This window comes from Streptomyces sp. NPDC046727 (assembly GCF_040645635.1).
Classification (GTDB): Bacteria; Actinomycetota; Actinomycetes; order Streptomycetales; family Streptomycetaceae; genus Streptomyces.
This window is the reverse complement of record NZ_JBEYYR010000027.1, coordinates 26,816-42,769: the sequence shown is the minus strand read 5'-3', so window position 1 is coordinate 42,769 and position 15,954 is coordinate 26,816. Positions and strand designations below refer to the sequence as shown.

Genomic DNA, 15,954 nt, shown 5'->3' with positions numbered 1-15,954 from the left:
ACCGGCTCACCGGCGATCAATGAAACGCGAACGAGCGCCGATCGCTGTTGCCCCGTTGACGCCTGAGACCCCGGCCGTGACCGCAGTGCGCTGGTCCGCCCCGGCGGTCTCCGGCTCCGTGCTGTCCGTCGCCACGGCCGTCTCGGGGGCGCGGCGGCGCCTGCGGTAGCGGGGCGGTACGAAGCGCTGGGCCCAGAGCGGGACGCGCGGGGTGAAGCGGGGCAGGAGCAGCAGGACCAGGCCCACCGCGCTCAGGAAGACCACGCCCAGCACGATCCACATCGACGCCGAGTTGACCGAGTAGGCGAGGGCCCCGAAGCCGATCAGCGCCGACCAGAAGTACATGATCAGCACGGCCCGGCTGTGCGAGTGGCCGATCTCCAGCAGGCGGTGGTGCAGATGACCGCGGTCGGCGGCGAACGGCGACTGGCCGCGCCAGGTGCGGCGGACGATGGCCAGGACCAGGTCGGCGGCCGGCACCGCGATGATCGTCAGCGGGAGCAGGAGCGGGATGTAGACGGGGACCGTCTGGTGCACCGCCGCCTTCTCCGAACCCGTGAACAGGGCCAGCGCGTCCGGGTCCACCTGACCGGTGATCGAGATCGCGCCCGCCGACAGCACCAGGCCGATCAGCATCGAGCCCGAGTCGCCCATGAAGATCCGCGCCGGGTGCATGTTGTGCGGCAGGAAGCCCAGGCACATGCCCATCAGGATGGCCGCGAACAGCGTGCCGGGGGCCGCGGCCTCGATGCCGTACGAGTACCAGATCCGGTAGGCGTACAGGAAGAACGCGCCCGCCGCGATGCACACCATGCCGGCCGCGAGGCCGTCCAGGCCGTCCACGAAGTTCACCGCGTTGATCGTGATGACCACCAGGGCCACCGTGAGCAGCGTGCCCTGCCACTGGGTCAGGGCGACGTTCCCGACGCCCGGGATGGGCAGCCACAGGATCGTCAGACCCTGCATGACCATCACGCCCGCGGCGATCATCTGACCGCCCAGTTTGATCAGCGCGTCGATCTCGAACTTGTCGTCCAGGACGCCGATCAGCCAGATCAGGGCCGCGCCGGAGAGCAGCGCGCGCGGCTCGTTCGACTTGGCGAAGACCTCGTTGAGGTTGGACAGGTGGTCCGCGACCAGCAGGCCCGCGCACAGGCCGAAGAACATGGCGATACCGCCGAGGCGCGGAGTGGGCTCCCGGTGCACGTCACGTGCCCGGATCTCCGGCATGGCTCCGGCCACGATCGCGAACTTACGCACCGGCCCTGTCAGCAGATACGTCACCGCGGCCGTGATGCAGAGCGTCAGCAGGTATTCACGCACGGGCTTCCCCACAGGTCTCGCTGGCCATCACAGCCCCACACCCTAGCGACGGATGCATATGGATGAGGACTGCCGGGTAGCGACGATGGTTGCACGCGTGGCTGTGCACCCCGGTCGGCTACCCCGGCTCAGCCGGGATACGGCGGAAACCGGCCGGTGAGTGCGCGCACCTCCTCCCGCGCCGCGGCCGGCTCCGTCCCGCCCCGCAGCACGGCCGCCAGCAGTGCCGCGATCCGCACCATCTCCGGCTCGCCCATCCCCTGGGTGGTCACCGCGGCCGTGCCCAGACGCAGCCCGCGGCCGTCGCCGTGCGGCAGCACACAGCAGTCCAGCACCAGGCCGGCCGCGAGGAGCCGGCCGCGCGCGGTGCGGCCGTCCACGCCGAGCGGGGCGGGGTCGGCGGTGATCAGGTGGGTGTCGGTGCCGCCGGTGGTGACGGCCAGCCCCTCGGCGGCCAGGTGACCGGCGAGCACCCGCGCGTTGGCGACCACCTGATGGGCGTACACGGTGAAGGCCGGTGTTGCCGCCTCGCCGAACGCCACGGCCTTGGCGGCGATGGTGTGCATCTGGGCGCCGCCCTGGGTGAACGGGAAGACGGCCCGGTCGACGCGTTCGGCCAGTTCGGCGCCGCACAGGATCATCCCGCCGCGCGGGCCGCGCAGCACCTTGTGGGTGGTCGCGCACACGATGTCGGCGTACGGCACCGGGTTGGGCGCCGCTCCCCCGGCGACCAGCCCGATCGGATGCGCGGCGTCGGCGATCAGATAGGCCCCGACCTCGTCGGCGACCTCGCGGAAGAAGGCGTAGTCGACATGGCGGGGGTAGGCGATCGAGCCGCACACGATCGCCTTCGGCCGGTGGTTGCGGGCCAGGTGGCGCACCTGGTCGTGGTCGATCAGCCCGGTCTCCGCGTCGACGCCGTAGCCGACGAAGTCGAACCAGCGGCCGGAGAAGTTGGCCGGCGAGCCGTGGGTGAGATGGCCGCCGTGGGGCAGGCCGAGGGCGAGGACGGTGTCGCCGGGGCGCAGCAGGGCCGCGTAGGCGGCCAGAACGGCCGAGGAGCCGGAGTGGGACTGCACGTTCGCGTGCTCGGCGCCGAAGAGGGCCTTGGCCCGGTCGATGGCGGCGCGTTCGGCGACGTCGACGATCTCGCAGCCGCCGTGGTGCCGGGCGCCGGGGTAGCCCTCGGCGTACTTGTTGGCGAGCGGCGAGCCGAGCGCCGCGAGCACGGCCGGCGAGCAGAAGTTCTCGGCCGCGATCAGCTGGAGCGTGGTCGACTGCCGCTCCAGCTCGGCGATGAGGATCTCGGCCATCGCCGGGTCCTGCCGCCGCAGGACGTCGGTCTCAAGGGCAGGGGTGACCGACATGGCGGGCTCCCGGGGCGGTCGACGGGGACGTATCCCCAATGTAGGCCCGGGTTGCGGCGCACGCGCGGTTGTTACGCCCGTTTATGTCGGATTATGCGGCGTCAGGTGCGCGCCGGTACGCCCGTCAGCGCCGTCACCACCGGGTCCAGCGCGTCCCGTATCTCGTCGCCGATGGACCGGAAGAAGGTCAGCGGGGCGCCGTACGGGTCGTACACCTCGTCCGCGTCGGCGGTCGGGGCGAGCAGCCAGCCGCGCAGCGCCGCCGCCGCCCGCACCAGGGCACGGGCCCGCAGGACCACGCCGTCCTCCAGCGGGGGCAGCGTGGCCGGGTCTATCGCGCGGACCAGCCGGGTGAACTCCTTCAGGGTGAAGGTGCGCAGGCCCGCCGAGTGGCCCATGGAGATGACCTGGGCGCGGTGGTCGCGGGTGGCGGTCAGCACCAGGTCGGCCATGATCACATGCTCGTCCAGCAGTTCCCGGCCGACGAAGCCGGCGGTGTCCGCGCCGAACTCGCCCAGCACGGTCTCCGCGTGGGACTCCATGGGCGCGCCCTCGTGACCCCAGGTGCCCGCGCTCTCCACGACCAGCCCGCCGCCGAGTACGCCGAGCCGCTCCGCGACGAAGTGGCGGGTCAGCCGCTCGGTGATGGGCGAGCGGCACACGTTGCCGGTGCTGACATGGAGGATGCGGAAGGTGTCGCGGGGGAACCCGAACGTCGTCGTCTCCTCCGCGCTGTAGCTCCCGCCGCCTATGCCACGCCCCGCTTCAGGGGCCGTCAATTCGCCACCTCAAGGTCGGGTACGACCTTCCGCAGCTCGTCCGGGGAGATCGCGCCCTCGCGCAGCAGCACCGGCACGGAGCCGGTGACGTCCACGATGGACGACGGGACGTTGCCGGGGGTGGGGCCGCCGTCGAGGTACACGGAGACGGAGTCGCCGAGCATCTCCTGGGCGGCGTCGCAGTTCTCCGGCGCCGGGTGGCCGGTGAGGTTCGCGGAGGAGACGGCCATGGGGCCGACCTCGGTGAGCAGCTCGATGGCGACCGGGTGCAGTGGCATGCGCACGGCGACCGTGCCGCGGGTGTCGCCGAGGTCCCACTGCAGGGACGGCTGGTGCTTGGCGACGATCGTCAGGGCGCCCGGCCAGAAGGCGTCGACCAGTTCCCAGGCCAGCTCGGAGAAGTCGGTGACCAGACCGTGGAGCGTGTTCGGGGAGCCGATCAGGACAGGGGTGGGCATGTTGCGGCCCCGGCCCTTGGCGTCGAGCAGCTCGGCGACCGCCTCCGAGGAGAACGCGTCGGCGCCGATGCCGTACACCGTGTCGGTCGGCAGCACCACCAGCTCGCCCCGGCGGACGGCGGACGCGGCCTCGCGCAGACCCGTCACGCGGTCGGTCGCGTCGTTGGTGTCGTATCGCCGTGCCATGTCTAGCGGGCCTCCTCGTACACGTACTGCGGGGTTGAAGTCTGCGGGGTGCTCACGGCAGCGCCTTGCGCGCGGTGGCGAAGCGCGGCCGGTTGTTCAGGTCGGGGTGGTCGGCCGCGTCGGCCCAGCCCCGCTCCTCGGTGAAGATCCACGGCACCTGGCCGCCCTGGGTGTCGGCGTGCTCGATCACGACGACACCGCCCGGGCGCAGCAGCCGGTGCGCGGTGCGTTCGATGCCCCGGATGAGGTCGAGTCCGTCCTCGCCGGAGAACAGGGCCAGCTCCGGGTCGTAGTCACGGGCCTCGGGGGCGACGTACTCCCACTCGGTGAGCGGGATGTACGGCGGGTTGGAGATGACCAGGTCGACCTGGCCGTCGAGGTCGGGGAAGGCGGTCAGCGCGTCGCCCTGGCGCAGGTCGACCCGTGATCCGGCCACGTTCTTCCGTGTCCACACGAGGGCGTCCTCGGACAGCTCCACGGCGTGCACGCGGGAGCGCGGCACCTCCTGGGCGAGGGCCAGCGCGATGGCGCCCGAGCCGGTGCACAGGTCGACGATGCAGGGCTCGACGACATCCATGGCGCGCACGGCGTCTATGGCCCAGCCGACCACGGACTCGGTCTCCGGCCGGGGCACGAAGACGCCCGGCCCGACCTGGAGCTCCAGGTAGCGGAAGTAGGCCCGCCCGGTGATGTGCTGCAGCGGCTCGCGCTGCTCACGCCGGGCGATGACCTCCCAGTACCGGGCGTCGAAGTCGGCGTCCTTCACGGAGTGCAGTTCGCCGCGCTTCACGCCGTGCACGAACGCGGCCAGCTCCTCCGCGTCGGTGCGCGGCGAGGGCACGCCGGCGTCGGCCAGCCGCTGGGTGGCCTGGGCCACCTCGGCGAGCAGCAGGTTCACGCGAGTCCTCCGTGTCGTACTCGTGCGTGCGTACGGGTCTTACGCGGCGGCGAGCTTCGCCGCCGAGTCGGCGTCGACGCAGGCCTGGATCACCGCGGCGAGGTCGCCGTCCAGGACCTGGTCCAGGTTGTACGCCTTGAAGCCGACGCGGTGGTCCGAGATGCGGTTCTCCGGGAAGTTGTAGGTGCGGATCTTCTCGGAGCGGTCGACGGTGCGGACCTGGCTGCGGCGGGCGTCCGCGGCCTCCCGCTCCGCCTCCTCCTGCGCCGCGGCGAGCAGCCTGGAGCGCAGGATACGCATCGCCTGCTCCTTGTTCTGCAGCTGGCTCTTCTCGTTCTGGCAGGAGGCGACGACCCCGGTCGGCAGGTGCGTGATGCGCACCGCGGAGTCGGTGGTGTTGACCGACTGGCCGCCCGGGCCGGAGGACCGGTAGACGTCGATGCGCAGGTCGTTCGGGTTGATCTCGACGTCGACCTCCTCCGCCTCGGGCGTGACGAGCACACCGGCGGCGGAGGTGTGGATACGGCCCTGGGACTCGGTGGCCGGGACGCGCTGCACGCGGTGCACCCCACCCTCGTACTTCATCCGGGCCCACACGCCCTGGCCGGGCTCGATCTGCCCGCGGGCCTTCACCGCGACCTGGACGTCCTTGTAGCCGCCCAGCTCGGACTCGGTGGCGTCGATGATCTCGGTCTTCCAGCCGACGCGCTCGGCGTAGCGCAGGTACATGCGCAGCAGGTCGCCGGCGAACAGCGCCGACTCGTCGCCGCCGGCGCCCGCCTTGATCTCCAGAATGACGTCCTTGTCGTCACTCGGGTCGCGCGGGACCAGCAGGAGGCGCAGCTTCTCGGTCAGCTCCTCGCGCTGCTTCTCCAGGTCCTTGACCTCGGCGGCGAAGTCGGCGTCCACGGCGGCAAGCTCGCGCGCGGTCTCGATGTCGTCGCCGGTCTGCTTCCAGGAGCGGTACGTGGCGACGATCGGGGTCAGCTCGGCGTAGCGCTTGTTCAGCTTGCGCGCGTTGGCCTGGTCGGCGTGGACCGACGGGTCGGCGAGCTTCTTCTCCAGGTCGGCGTGCTCGGCGACGAGTTCCTCGACGGCCTCGAACATCTTGGGCTCCTGATACTGCGGTGAAGAAAGGGGAAGGGCGGGCGACCAAAAACGCCGGTCCCGGGCACACCCCTGTCGGGGTGCGGCCGTGGACCGGCGAAATGGGGCTCGCTACTTCTTGGAGCCGGCAGCCTTGCCGAAGCGGGCCTCGAAGCGGGCCACACGGCCACCGGTGTCGAGGATCTTCTGCTTGCCCGTGTAGAACGGGTGGCACTCGGAGCAGACCTCGGCCCGGATGGTGCCGGACTCGATGGTGCTACGGGTGGTGAACGACGCGCCACAGGTGCAGCTGACCTGCGTCTCGACGTACGCGGGGTGGATGTCGCGCTTCAAGGTGTCTCCTAGGTTCCGGGAGGGCGCCGGGTCGCCGCCGCGGGATGCGGGAGCGTGAACCGGAGCCGACGTACCAGTCTGCCAGGACTGGGGCCATCCACCCAAACCGGGGGTGCGGTTGTTCTATTCCTGCGGATGAGCGCCCCGCGCGGGGTCAGCTCACCACGCCCTTCGCCTCGCCGGTGGCCGTGCCCTCGGTGGCCGACTTCGGGATCGGGCGGTCGTTCTTCAGGGCGTCCCACACCAGCTGCGCCTTGGCCTTCGCCAGGAGGACGCGGTTGGGGTTGGCCGGGTCGTACTCGACCGGCATCGTGACCATCTTCATGTGGGAGGAGCCGATGCCCTTGAGGCCGTCCGCGAAGTCCATCAGGGAGTTGACCGAGCCGATGTCGGAGTCGGTGGTGACGGCCTTGGTGGCGGTGTCGGCGAGGTCGTACAGCTTCTTCGGGTTCGTGAAGACGCCGACGTGCTTGACCTGGTCGATCAGGGCCTTGATGAACGCCTGCTGCAGCTGGATGCGGCCCAGGTCGGAGCCGTCGCCGACGCCGTGCCGGGTGCGGACCAGGCCGAGGGCCTGCTCGCCGCTGAGGGTGTGCGGGCCGGCCTTGAGCTTCAGGTGGCTCTGCGGGTCGTCGATGTCCTTGGTCGTGGTGACCTGGACCCCGCCGAGGTCGTCGATGAGCTTCTGGAAGCCCTCGAAGTCGACCTCCAGGTAGTGGTCCATGCGGATGCCGGTGATCGACTCGACGGTCTTGACCGCACAGGCCGCGCCGCCGGTGGAGTACGCCTCGTTGAACATCACCCCGGACGCGGCGGAGTGCGTGGTGCCCTGGGTGTCGGTGCACTGGGGGCGGTCGACCAGGGTGTCCCGCGGGATGGAGACCACGCTGGCCTTCTTGTGGCCCTCGTACACGTGGACGATCATCGCGGTGTCCGAGCGGGCACTGCCGTCGTCGGTGCCGCCGCCCAGCTTCTTGTTCTTGCCGGAGCGGGTGTCCGAGCCGAGGACCAGGATGTTCTCGGAGCCGTTGTCGATCTTCGTGGGCCGGTCGCTGCCGAGGGCCTGGTTGATGTCGACGCTGTGGAGGTTGCCGTTCAGCTTGAAGTACACGTACCCCGCGCCGGCACCGCCCAGCACGACCACGCCCGCGGTCGTCCAGGCCGCCCCGCGCAGGGCCTTGCTGCCCGTGCTGCGCGCCTTGCGGCGGCGTCCCTTGCCCCCACGGCGGGGTGCGGTCCTGCCCGGCTCGGATATCGCGGGCTCCGGCGTGCTCTCGGCGGCCACATCGCTCCTAGGTCTCGGCGGTCGGTGTTACCCCCTGAGGTCAGGGTCAGGCGCGGTCGTCACCGCTCCATCGTCGCTCCGCCTGGTCAGACGGAGAAACTCGGGAAAGGGTTGCACAACGCAAAGTACCCATCGCGTACGGCGATGGACACGCTGTGTAGTCGCCCGGTACCCGCCAAACCGCGCTCACCTGCGGATTCGCCCCCATATCGCACAGCCCTGGAAGCCGGTGCCCGCCGGGGCCCCTGTGGCAAAGATCTCGGACCACGCGTCGGCGGAGCCGTCGTCGCATCGGCCTTGGCCGCTCCTGAGCAGGTGAGGTCCTCCCCAGGGATGCCGAAGGCGATGTACGTGCCCCGCAGGAGCCCCGAACTGCCCTGGAACAGCGTCCGGTTGACGCTGCCGGGCAGGGGAAGCGGCGCCCGTGTCCGGCTCCTGGTCGAGCGTGGGCTCGCCGCCTGCGGCGCTGAGCGCGATCGAGAAGTGCGAGGGCCGCCTCCACGCCGAGCGCGTCACCCGGCCCGGAGGGCTCGGTGACCGGCACGAAGACGGTCGTCACCGCGTACGCGGTCCCCGCGACAGGCCCCTTCGCCGCGACAAGAGGGAACCAACGCACACAGCGCGAAGGGCCGCCCCCGGTCACGGGAGCGGCCCTTGCCACGTCGTACGGCGCGAGGTCAGTCGTTGCCCGGCGTCGGCGTCGTCTTCTGGATCTGCATCAGGAACTCGACGTTCGACTTGGTCTGCTTCATCTTGTCGAGAAGCAGCTCGATCGCCTGCTGCTGGTCCAGCGCGTGCAGCACCCGGCGGAGCTTCCAGACGATGCCCAGCTCCTCGGCACCGAGCAGGATCTCTTCCTTACGGGTGCCGGACGCGTCCACGTCCACCGCCGGGAAGATGCGCTTGTCGGCGAGCTTCCGGTCGAGCTTGAGCTCCATGTTGCCGGTGCCCTTGAACTCCTCGAAGATCACCTCGTCCATGCGGGACCCGGTGTCCACCAGGGCGGTGGCGAGGATGGTCAGCGAGCCGCCGTCCTCGATGTTCCGCGCCGCACCGAAGAACCGCTTCGGCGGGTACAGCGCGGTCGAGTCGACACCACCGGACAGGATGCGGCCGGAGGCCGGCGCGGCCAGGTTGTAGGCGCGGCCCAGACGGGTGATGGAGTCGAGCAGGACGACGACGTCGTGGCCCAGCTCCACCAGACGCTTGGCGCGCTCGATCGCCAGCTCGGCGACCGTGGTGTGGTCCTCGGCCGGGCGGTCGAAGGTCGAGGAGATGACCTCGCCCTTGACCGACCGCTGCATGTCGGTGACCTCTTCCGGACGCTCGTCGACGAGGACGACCATCAGGTGGCACTCGGGGTTGTTGTGCGTGATCGCGTTGGCGATCGCCTGCATGATCATGGTCTTGCCGGTCTTCGGCGGGGCCACGATCAGACCGCGCTGGCCCTTACCGATCGGCGAGACCAGGTCGATGATGCGGGTGGTGAGCACGCCCGGGTCGGTCTCCAGGCGGAGCCGGTCCTGCGGGTAGAGCGGGGTCAGCTTGTTGAACTCCGGGCGGCCACGGCCGTGTTCGGGCGCCATGCCGTTGACGGAGTCCAGGCGGACCAGCGCGTTGAACTTCTCGCGGCGCTCGCCCTCCTTGGGCTGACGGACCGCACCGGTGACGTGGTCGCCCTTGCGCAGGCCGTTCTTGCGGACCTGGGCGAGGGAGACGTACACGTCGTTCGGGCCCGGCAGGTAGCCGGAGGTCCGGATGAAGGCGTAGTTGTCGAGGATGTCCAGGATGCCCGCGACGGGGATCAGGACGTCGTCCTCGGCGAGCTGCGGCTCGGCGATCTCGTCGCGGCCACGACGGCCCCGGCGGTCGCGGTAGCGGCCACGACGGCCGCGCCGGCCGCCCTCGAAGTCGTCGTCGTCCTGCTGGCGGTCCTGCCGGCCGCCGCCCTGCTGCTGGCCCTGCTGCTGACGCTGCTGGCCGCCCTGCTGCTCGTCGCCCTTGTTGCGCCGGTCGCGGTCCCGGTCGCGGTCGCGGTCCCGGCCGCGCTCACGGCGGTCGCGGCGGCCACGGCCCTCGCCGTCGGCGTCGCCCTTGGCCTCGCCCTGCTGCGCCTGCGGCTGCTGCGCGGGCGTCTCGGCCTTGGGCTCGGCCTTGGCCTCGGCGGCGACGGTCTCGGTGCCGCTCGCGGCCGGGCTGCCCGCCTCGGCGGTGGCACGGCGGCGGCTGCGGCGCTCGGTCGGCGCGTCGTCGGAGGCCGGCTGGCCGGGGATCTCGATCTGCTGCTGGGCCACGGCCTTCTCGGCGGGGGCCGCAGCGGCCTTCTCCGCCTTCTTCTCGGCGTCCTCGCCGGTACGGGCCTTGGAGGTGGCCCGGCGCTTCGGCTTGGTCTCGGTGGCGGTGTCGGCCTTGGCGGCGGGGGCGCCCCCGGCGGCCTGCGCCTCCTTGATGACCTCGATCAGCTGGCTCTTGCGCATCCGCGCGGTGCCCCTGATGCCGAGGCCCGAGGCGACCTGCTGCAGCTCGGCCAGCACCATGCCCTCAAGGCCGGTACCGCGGCGCCGCCGGGAGCCGGCACCGGCGGCAGGCGCGGAGGCGTCCGTGGCGGGCGCGGCAGCGGTCTCCTCGACACGTGCGCCCATCAGATCGGTGGTGTCGCTCACGAAGGGTCCTTCCCTGGAGCGGACGTCGGCCTGTCTGGCTCGGCGACCGGTTGTGCTGTCCGGCTACGGTCCTGTCTTCTGTGAACCGTGCCGGGGCGGTGGTCCGCCAAAGCGGCGGAAGAAATGTGCGGTGATGGCGCTTCCGCGAGCCGTGGCACCCAGTGTCACGTGGCGTGGTAGCACCGATTCCGGAGCGTGCCCGCCGGCCCGCTCAGTGTCCGCATACGACGTACTGCCCAGGTACGACGCAAGGAACACGGAGTGGCGCGGGAGGCTCCCGGAAGAATGTCTGTCCCGGACGGGGACACGAGGCACCTCGCCATGGTGGGGTCGGGTGCAGACTTGAGGTTAACACTACCGGATCCAACAAACATTCCCCCTCTCCAAATCCGGCAACCGTACGCTTTTAAATGTCGCCGGAGGTCGCAAGCGGGAGCACGCTCGCTCCCTGGACGTCCAGGCTCAGCCGGTTGGCGGCCCAGTCGGCGCCGGCCAGTGCCTCCACCTTGTCGGCGGTGCCGACGTCGGCGAGGGCCATGACGGTGGGCCCGGCCCCCGAGATGACGGCCGGGATGCCGTCGGCGCGCAGCCGCTCCACCAGCGCGGCGCTCTCCGGCATGGCCGGGGCGCGGTACTCCTGGTGGAGGCGGTCCTCGGTGGCGGGCAGCAGCAGCTCGGGGCGCCTGGTCAGGGCCTCGACGAGCAGGGCGGCGCGGCCCGCGTTGGCGGCGGCGTCCACGTGCGGCACGGTGCGCGGGAGCAGGCCGCGCGCGGTCTCGGTCAGGACCGGCTTTCCGGGCACGAAAACCACCGGAACGATGGAATCGTTCGGCTCCATCCTGATGGCACGGGCGTTGCCGGCCTCCATCCAGGACAGGGTGAAGCCGCCGAGCAGACAGGCGGCCACGTTGTCCGGGTGGCCCTCGATCTCGGTGGCCAGCTCCAGGAGGGCGGCGTCGTCGAGCCGGCTCTCGCCGCCTATGGTCACGGCGCGGGCGGCGACGATGCCGGCGCAGATGGCGGCGGAGGAGGAGCCCAGGCCCCGGCCGTGCGGGATGCGGTTCGCACAGACGATCTCCAGGCCACGGGGCTGTCCGCCCAGCAGATCGAAGGCGGTGCGCAGGGAGCGGACGAGCAGGTGGCTCTCGTCCCTCGGCAGGGTCTCGCTGCCCTCACCCGCGATGTCGATGTGCAGCCCGGAGTCGGCCACCCGGACGACCACGTCGTCGTACAGCCCCAGCGCGAGGCCCAGGGCGTCGAAGCCCGGGCCGAGGTTGGCACTGGTGGCGGGAACGCGCACCCGGACGGCGGCGGCGCGGAACGCTGGACCGGCCATCGCTCGTTGACTCTCCTTGCACTGCGGAACTGTCGAATGACATGCGAGGTGAACGGAAAAACCCGAGCCGCCCCGGGACGGCGCTGTACTGCGGCACATGCGAGCGGGGCATATGCGGCGGGCGGGTTACATACAGCCTATCGAAGGAAGGTTCTGTGGCGACATAGGGCGCACAGGAGGCGCACGATGCGTGTCGTAAGCCCCCTGTGCCCCCGGTCAGGGGTTCCCCGGGCCCGGGGCACCTTTCAGGATGACCCGGGCCCAGGGGGGCGCTCAGGCGAGGCCGAGACGCTCGGCCGCGGTGGCCGCGTCGACCGGGACGGTGACCGGCTGCGGCGCGCCGGCCACGGCCCAGTCGGGGTCCTTCAGGCCGTTGCCGGTGACGGTGCACACGATGCGCTGGCCCGGGTCGACCTTGCCCTGCTCGGCGGCCTTGAGCAGCCCGGCCACGGAGGCGGCGGAGGCGGGCTCCACGAAGACGCCCTCCTGCGCGGCCAACAGACGGTAGGCACGCAGGATTTCACGGTCCGTCACCTCGTCGATGGCACCGCCGGACTCGTCCCGCGCGGCCAGCGCGTACTGCCAGGAGGCGGGGTTGCCGATCCGGATGGCGGTGGCGATGGTCGACGGGTCCTTGACGACCTCGCCGCGCACGATCGGGGCGCTGCCGGACGCCTGGAAACCCCACATCCGGGGGGTCTTGCCGGCGATGCCGTCGGCGGCGTACTCCTTGTAGCCCTTCCAGTAGGCCGTGATGTTGCCCGCGTTGCCGACCGGGAGGACATGGATGTCGGGCGCGTCGCCGAGCATGTCCACGATCTCGAAGGCGGCCGTCTTCTGGCCCTCGATACGCACCGGGTTGACCGAATTCACCAGCGCCACGGGGTAGTTCTCGCTCAGTTCCCGCGCGAGGGTGAGGCAGTCGTCGAAGTTGCCGTCGACCTGGAGGATCTTCGCGCCGTGCACGAGGGCCTGGCCCATCTTGCCGAGGGCGATCTTGCCCTGCGGCACGAGCACGGCGGAGACCATGCCCGCCCGTACGGCGTAGGCGGCGGCGGACGCGGACGTGTTGCCGGTCGACGCGCAGATGACCGCCTTCGCCCCCTCCTCCTTGGCCTTGCTGATGGCCATGGTCATGCCGCGGTCCTTGAAGGAGCCGGTGGGATTGGCCCCCTCCACCTTCAGGTGGACCTCACAGCCCGTGCGCTCGGAGAGCACCTGCGCCGGCACGAGGGGGGTGCCGCCCTCGCGGAGCGTCACGACCGGCGTGGTGTCGGAGACCGGCAGCCTGTCCCGGTACTCCTCGATGATTCCGCGCCACTGGTGGGTCATTGCTGGTTACTCTCCTTCAACCCGCATGATGCTGGCGACACCCCGCACGGTGTCGAGCTTGCGCAGTGCCTCGACGGTCCCGGAGAGGGAGGCGTCCGAGGCCCGGTGGGTGACGACGACGAGGGAGGCCTCGCCGTCCTTGCCCTGCTGCCGAACGGTGTCGATCGACACCCCGTGCTCGGCGAACACGGTCGCGACCTGGGCGAGCACGCCCGGCTTGTCCGCGACGTCGAGGCTGATGTGGTACCGCGTGACGACCTCGCCCATCGGGGAGACGGTCAGGTCGGCGTACGCCGACTCGCCGGGCCCGGTGGCACCGTTGAGCCGGTTGCGGCAGACGGCGACGAGGTCGCCGAGGACCGCGGAGGCGGTGGGCGAACCGCCGGCGCCCGGGCCGTAGAACATGAGCTGCCCGGCGGCGTCGGACTCCACGAAGACGGCGTTGTACGCGCCGCGCACGGAGGCGAGCGGGTGGGTGAGCGGAATCATGGCGGGGTGCACCCGCGCGGTGACGGAGGCCCCGTCCTTGGACCGCTCGCAGATGGCGAGCAGCTTGATGGTGCAGCCCATCTCCTTGGCGGAGCGGAAGTCGGCGGAGGTGACCTCGGTCATGCCCTCGCGGTAGACGTCGTCCAGGCGCACGCGCGTGTGGAAGGCGATCCCGGCGAGGATGGCGGCCTTGGCGGCGGCGTCGAAGCCCTCGACGTCGGCGGTCGGGTCGGCCTCGGCGTACCCGAGGGCAGTGGCCTCGTCGAGAGCCTCCTGGTAACCAGCCCCCGTGGAGTCCATCTTGTCGAGGATGAAGTTGGTGGTGCCGTTGACGATGCCGAGCACCCGGTTGACCTTGTCGCCGGCGAGGGACTCGCGCAGCGGCCTGATCAGCGGGATGGCACCGGCGACGGCGGCCTCGTAGTAGAGGTCCTTGCCGTGCTCCTCGGCGGCGGCGTGCAGGGCGGCCCCGTCCTGGGCGAGCAGGGCCTTGTTGGCGGAGACGACGGAGGCGCCGTGCTCGAAGGCGGTGGTGATGAGCGCCCGGGCGGGCTCGATCCCCCCGATGACCTCCACCACGACGTCGATGTCGCCGCGTTTGACGAGGGCGGTGGCGTCGGTGGTCACGAGAGCGGGGTCGATGCCCTCCCGGACCTTGGAGGGACGGCGGACCGCGACGCCGGCGAGCTCGACCGGGGCCCCGATCCTCGCCGTGAGGTCGTCGGCGTGCGTCGTCATGATGCGCGCCACCTCTGAGCCAACAACCCCACAGCCCAGCAGCGCCACCTTCAGCGGACGCGTACGCATCATCCGACCTCGTTTCCTCATACCGTCTACGGTTGGACCAGTCTCACTCACCGGACGGGAGTTTCTACCCTTCGTCCGGATCGTGAGACATCTATTTCATTTGTACGGGGGTGGCAGACCGCAGATCTTCCACCCCGCTGTCGTTCCGGCTCACCCGACGTCGAGACGCAGGAGATCCTCCTCCGTCTCGCGCCGGACGATCACCCGGGCCGCGCCGTCCTGTACGGCGACGACCGGCGGCCGGAGCACGTGGTTGTAGTTGCTGGCCATGGACCTGCAGTACGCGCCCGTGGCCGGTACGGCGATCAGGTCGCCCGGCGCCAGGTCCGCGGGCAGGAACGCGTCCTTGACCACGATGTCCCCGCTCTCGCAGTGCTTGCCGACGACACGGGCGAGCATGGGCTCGGCGTCGCTCGTCCGGGACACGAGGGCGACGCTGTACTCGGCGTCGTAGAGCGCGGTCCGGATGTTGTCGGACATGCCGCCGTCGACGGAGACGTAGGTGCGCAGCCCGTCGAGCGGCTTGACGGTGCCGACCTCGTAGAGCGTGAAGGCGGTCGGCCCGACGATGGCGCGCCCGGGCTCGACGGAGATCCGGGGCGTGCGCAGCCGGGCCGCCTCGCACTCACGGCCGACGATCTCGGTGAGCGCCTTGGCGATCTCGTGCGGCTCACGGGGGTCGTCGGCGCTGGTGTAGGCGATGCCGAGGCCACCGCCGAGATCGATCTCGGGCAGCTCGACGCCGTGCTCGTCCCGGATGTCCTTCAGCAGTCCGACGACGCGATGGGCGGCGACCTCGAAGCCGGACATGTCGAAGATCTGCGACCCGATGTGGGAGTGGATCCCGATCAGCTCCAGCCCGTCCAGCTGCAGCGCCCGCCGCACGGCCTCGGCGGCCTGCCCCCCGGCGAGCGGGATCCCGAACTTCTGGTCCTCATGGGCCGTGGCGATGAACTCGTGCGTGTGCGCCTCGACGCCGACGGTGATCCGGATCTGGACCTTCTGCCGCTTGCCCAGGGACTGCGCGGCATGAGCGACCCGCACGATCTCCTGGAAGGAGTCGAGCACGATCCGCCCGACACCGGCCTCGATGGCCCGGTGGATCTCCTCGGCGGACTTGTTGTTGCCGTGGAAGGCGATGCGCTCGGCGGGCATCCCGGCGGACAGCGCGGTGGCCAGCTCGCCCCCGGAGCACACGTCGAGATTGAGCCCCTCCTCGTCCAGCCACCGCACCACGGCCCGGGAGAGGAACGCCTTCCCGGCGTAGAAGACGTCGGCGTCCGGCCCGAACGCGGTACGCCAGGCACGCGCGCGGGACCGGAAGTCGGCCTCGTCGAGGATGTAGGCGGGGGTACCGAACTCCTCCGCGAGCCGGGTGACGGGGATCCCCCCGACGCTCACCACGCCGTCGTCGGCGCGCGTGACGGTCTGGGCCCACACCTTCTGGTCCAGGGCGTTGAGGTCGGCGGGCGGCGCGGAGTAGTGCCCCTCGGGCAGGACGTCGGCGTGGCGGGGCCCGGCGGGATGGGCGGAACGGCTCATGACTCTCAGACTCTCTGTCTCTCTCCGGGGCGCATCTGCTCTCGGTCGC

At 71.0% G+C, this 15,954-nt stretch carries 13 protein-coding genes; all 13 read right to left on the bottom strand.

All coding sequences use genetic code 11. From position 1 onward, the window contains the following. Positions 1–6 precede the first annotated feature (6 nt). The 13 genes from ABZ937_RS28520 to lysA all read right to left on the bottom strand — a co-directional run bounded on the left by ABZ937_RS28520 (position 7) and on the right by lysA (position 15,905). On the bottom strand, positions 7–1,323 hold the full coding sequence (locus tag ABZ937_RS28520) for an MraY family glycosyltransferase (RefSeq protein ID WP_361696192.1): 1,317 nt from the start codon (positions 1,321–1,323) through the stop codon (positions 7–9). Positions 1,324–1,451: 128 nt separating this feature from the next. Beyond that, positions 1,452–2,690, bottom strand: coding sequence for a serine hydroxymethyltransferase (glyA, locus tag ABZ937_RS28515; RefSeq protein WP_361696191.1), 1,239 nt, complete (start codon positions 2,688–2,690; stop codon positions 1,452–1,454). A gap of 101 nt (positions 2,691–2,791) precedes the next feature. Then, positions 2,792–3,469, bottom strand: coding sequence for a protein-tyrosine-phosphatase (locus ABZ937_RS28510; protein WP_361696190.1), 678 nt, complete (start codon positions 3,467–3,469; stop codon positions 2,792–2,794). Beyond that, positions 3,466–4,113 carry an L-threonylcarbamoyladenylate synthase gene (locus ABZ937_RS28505; protein WP_361696189.1) on the bottom strand — a complete coding sequence of 216 codons (648 nt, stop codon included), beginning with the start codon at positions 4,111–4,113 and terminating at the stop codon, positions 3,466–3,468. The genes ABZ937_RS28510 and ABZ937_RS28505 overlap by 4 nt, the downstream gene beginning before the upstream one ends. A 52-nt stretch (positions 4,114–4,165) precedes the next feature. Beyond that, entirely contained in the window at positions 4,166–5,011 is an 846-nt protein-coding gene (gene prmC, locus ABZ937_RS28500) for a peptide chain release factor N(5)-glutamine methyltransferase (RefSeq protein ID WP_031171939.1), read from the bottom strand. Between the two features lie 39 nt (positions 5,012–5,050). Further along, a complete protein-coding gene (prfA, locus tag ABZ937_RS28495; protein ID WP_361696188.1) occupies positions 5,051–6,118 on the bottom strand; it encodes a peptide chain release factor 1 in 1,068 nt (355 codons plus the stop codon). A 111-nt stretch (positions 6,119–6,229) separates the two neighbouring features. Next, complete coding sequence (rpmE, locus tag ABZ937_RS28490) at positions 6,230–6,451, bottom strand: 50S ribosomal protein L31 (RefSeq protein ID WP_030740744.1); 222 nt, start codon at positions 6,449–6,451, stop codon at positions 6,230–6,232. Between the two features lie 154 nt (positions 6,452–6,605). Continuing rightward, positions 6,606–7,736, bottom strand: coding sequence for an LCP family protein (locus ABZ937_RS28485; RefSeq protein WP_361696187.1), 1,131 nt, complete (start codon positions 7,734–7,736; stop codon positions 6,606–6,608). 677 nt (positions 7,737–8,413) lie between these two features. Continuing rightward, on the bottom strand, positions 8,414–10,399 hold the full coding sequence (gene rho, locus ABZ937_RS28480; protein ID WP_361696186.1) for a transcription termination factor Rho: 1,986 nt from the start codon (positions 10,397–10,399) through the stop codon (positions 8,414–8,416). A gap of 406 nt (positions 10,400–10,805) precedes the next feature. Further along, on the bottom strand, positions 10,806–11,735 hold the full coding sequence (thrB, locus tag ABZ937_RS28475) for a homoserine kinase (protein ID WP_361696185.1): 930 nt from the start codon (positions 11,733–11,735) through the stop codon (positions 10,806–10,808). A 273-nt stretch (positions 11,736–12,008) separates the two neighbouring features. Continuing rightward, positions 12,009–13,067: a threonine synthase gene (gene thrC / locus ABZ937_RS28470; RefSeq protein WP_361696184.1), complete on the bottom strand. Its 1,059-nt coding sequence runs from the start codon at positions 13,065–13,067 to the stop codon at positions 12,009–12,011. 6 nt (positions 13,068–13,073) lie between these two features. Continuing rightward, entirely contained in the window at positions 13,074–14,366 is a 1,293-nt protein-coding gene (locus ABZ937_RS28465; RefSeq protein WP_361696183.1) for a homoserine dehydrogenase, read from the bottom strand. A gap of 147 nt (positions 14,367–14,513) precedes the next feature. Further along, positions 14,514–15,905, bottom strand: a complete 1,392-nt coding sequence (gene lysA, locus ABZ937_RS28460) for a diaminopimelate decarboxylase (protein ID WP_361696182.1) — start codon at positions 15,903–15,905, stop codon at positions 14,514–14,516. Between the last annotated feature and the right edge of the window lie 49 nt (positions 15,906–15,954).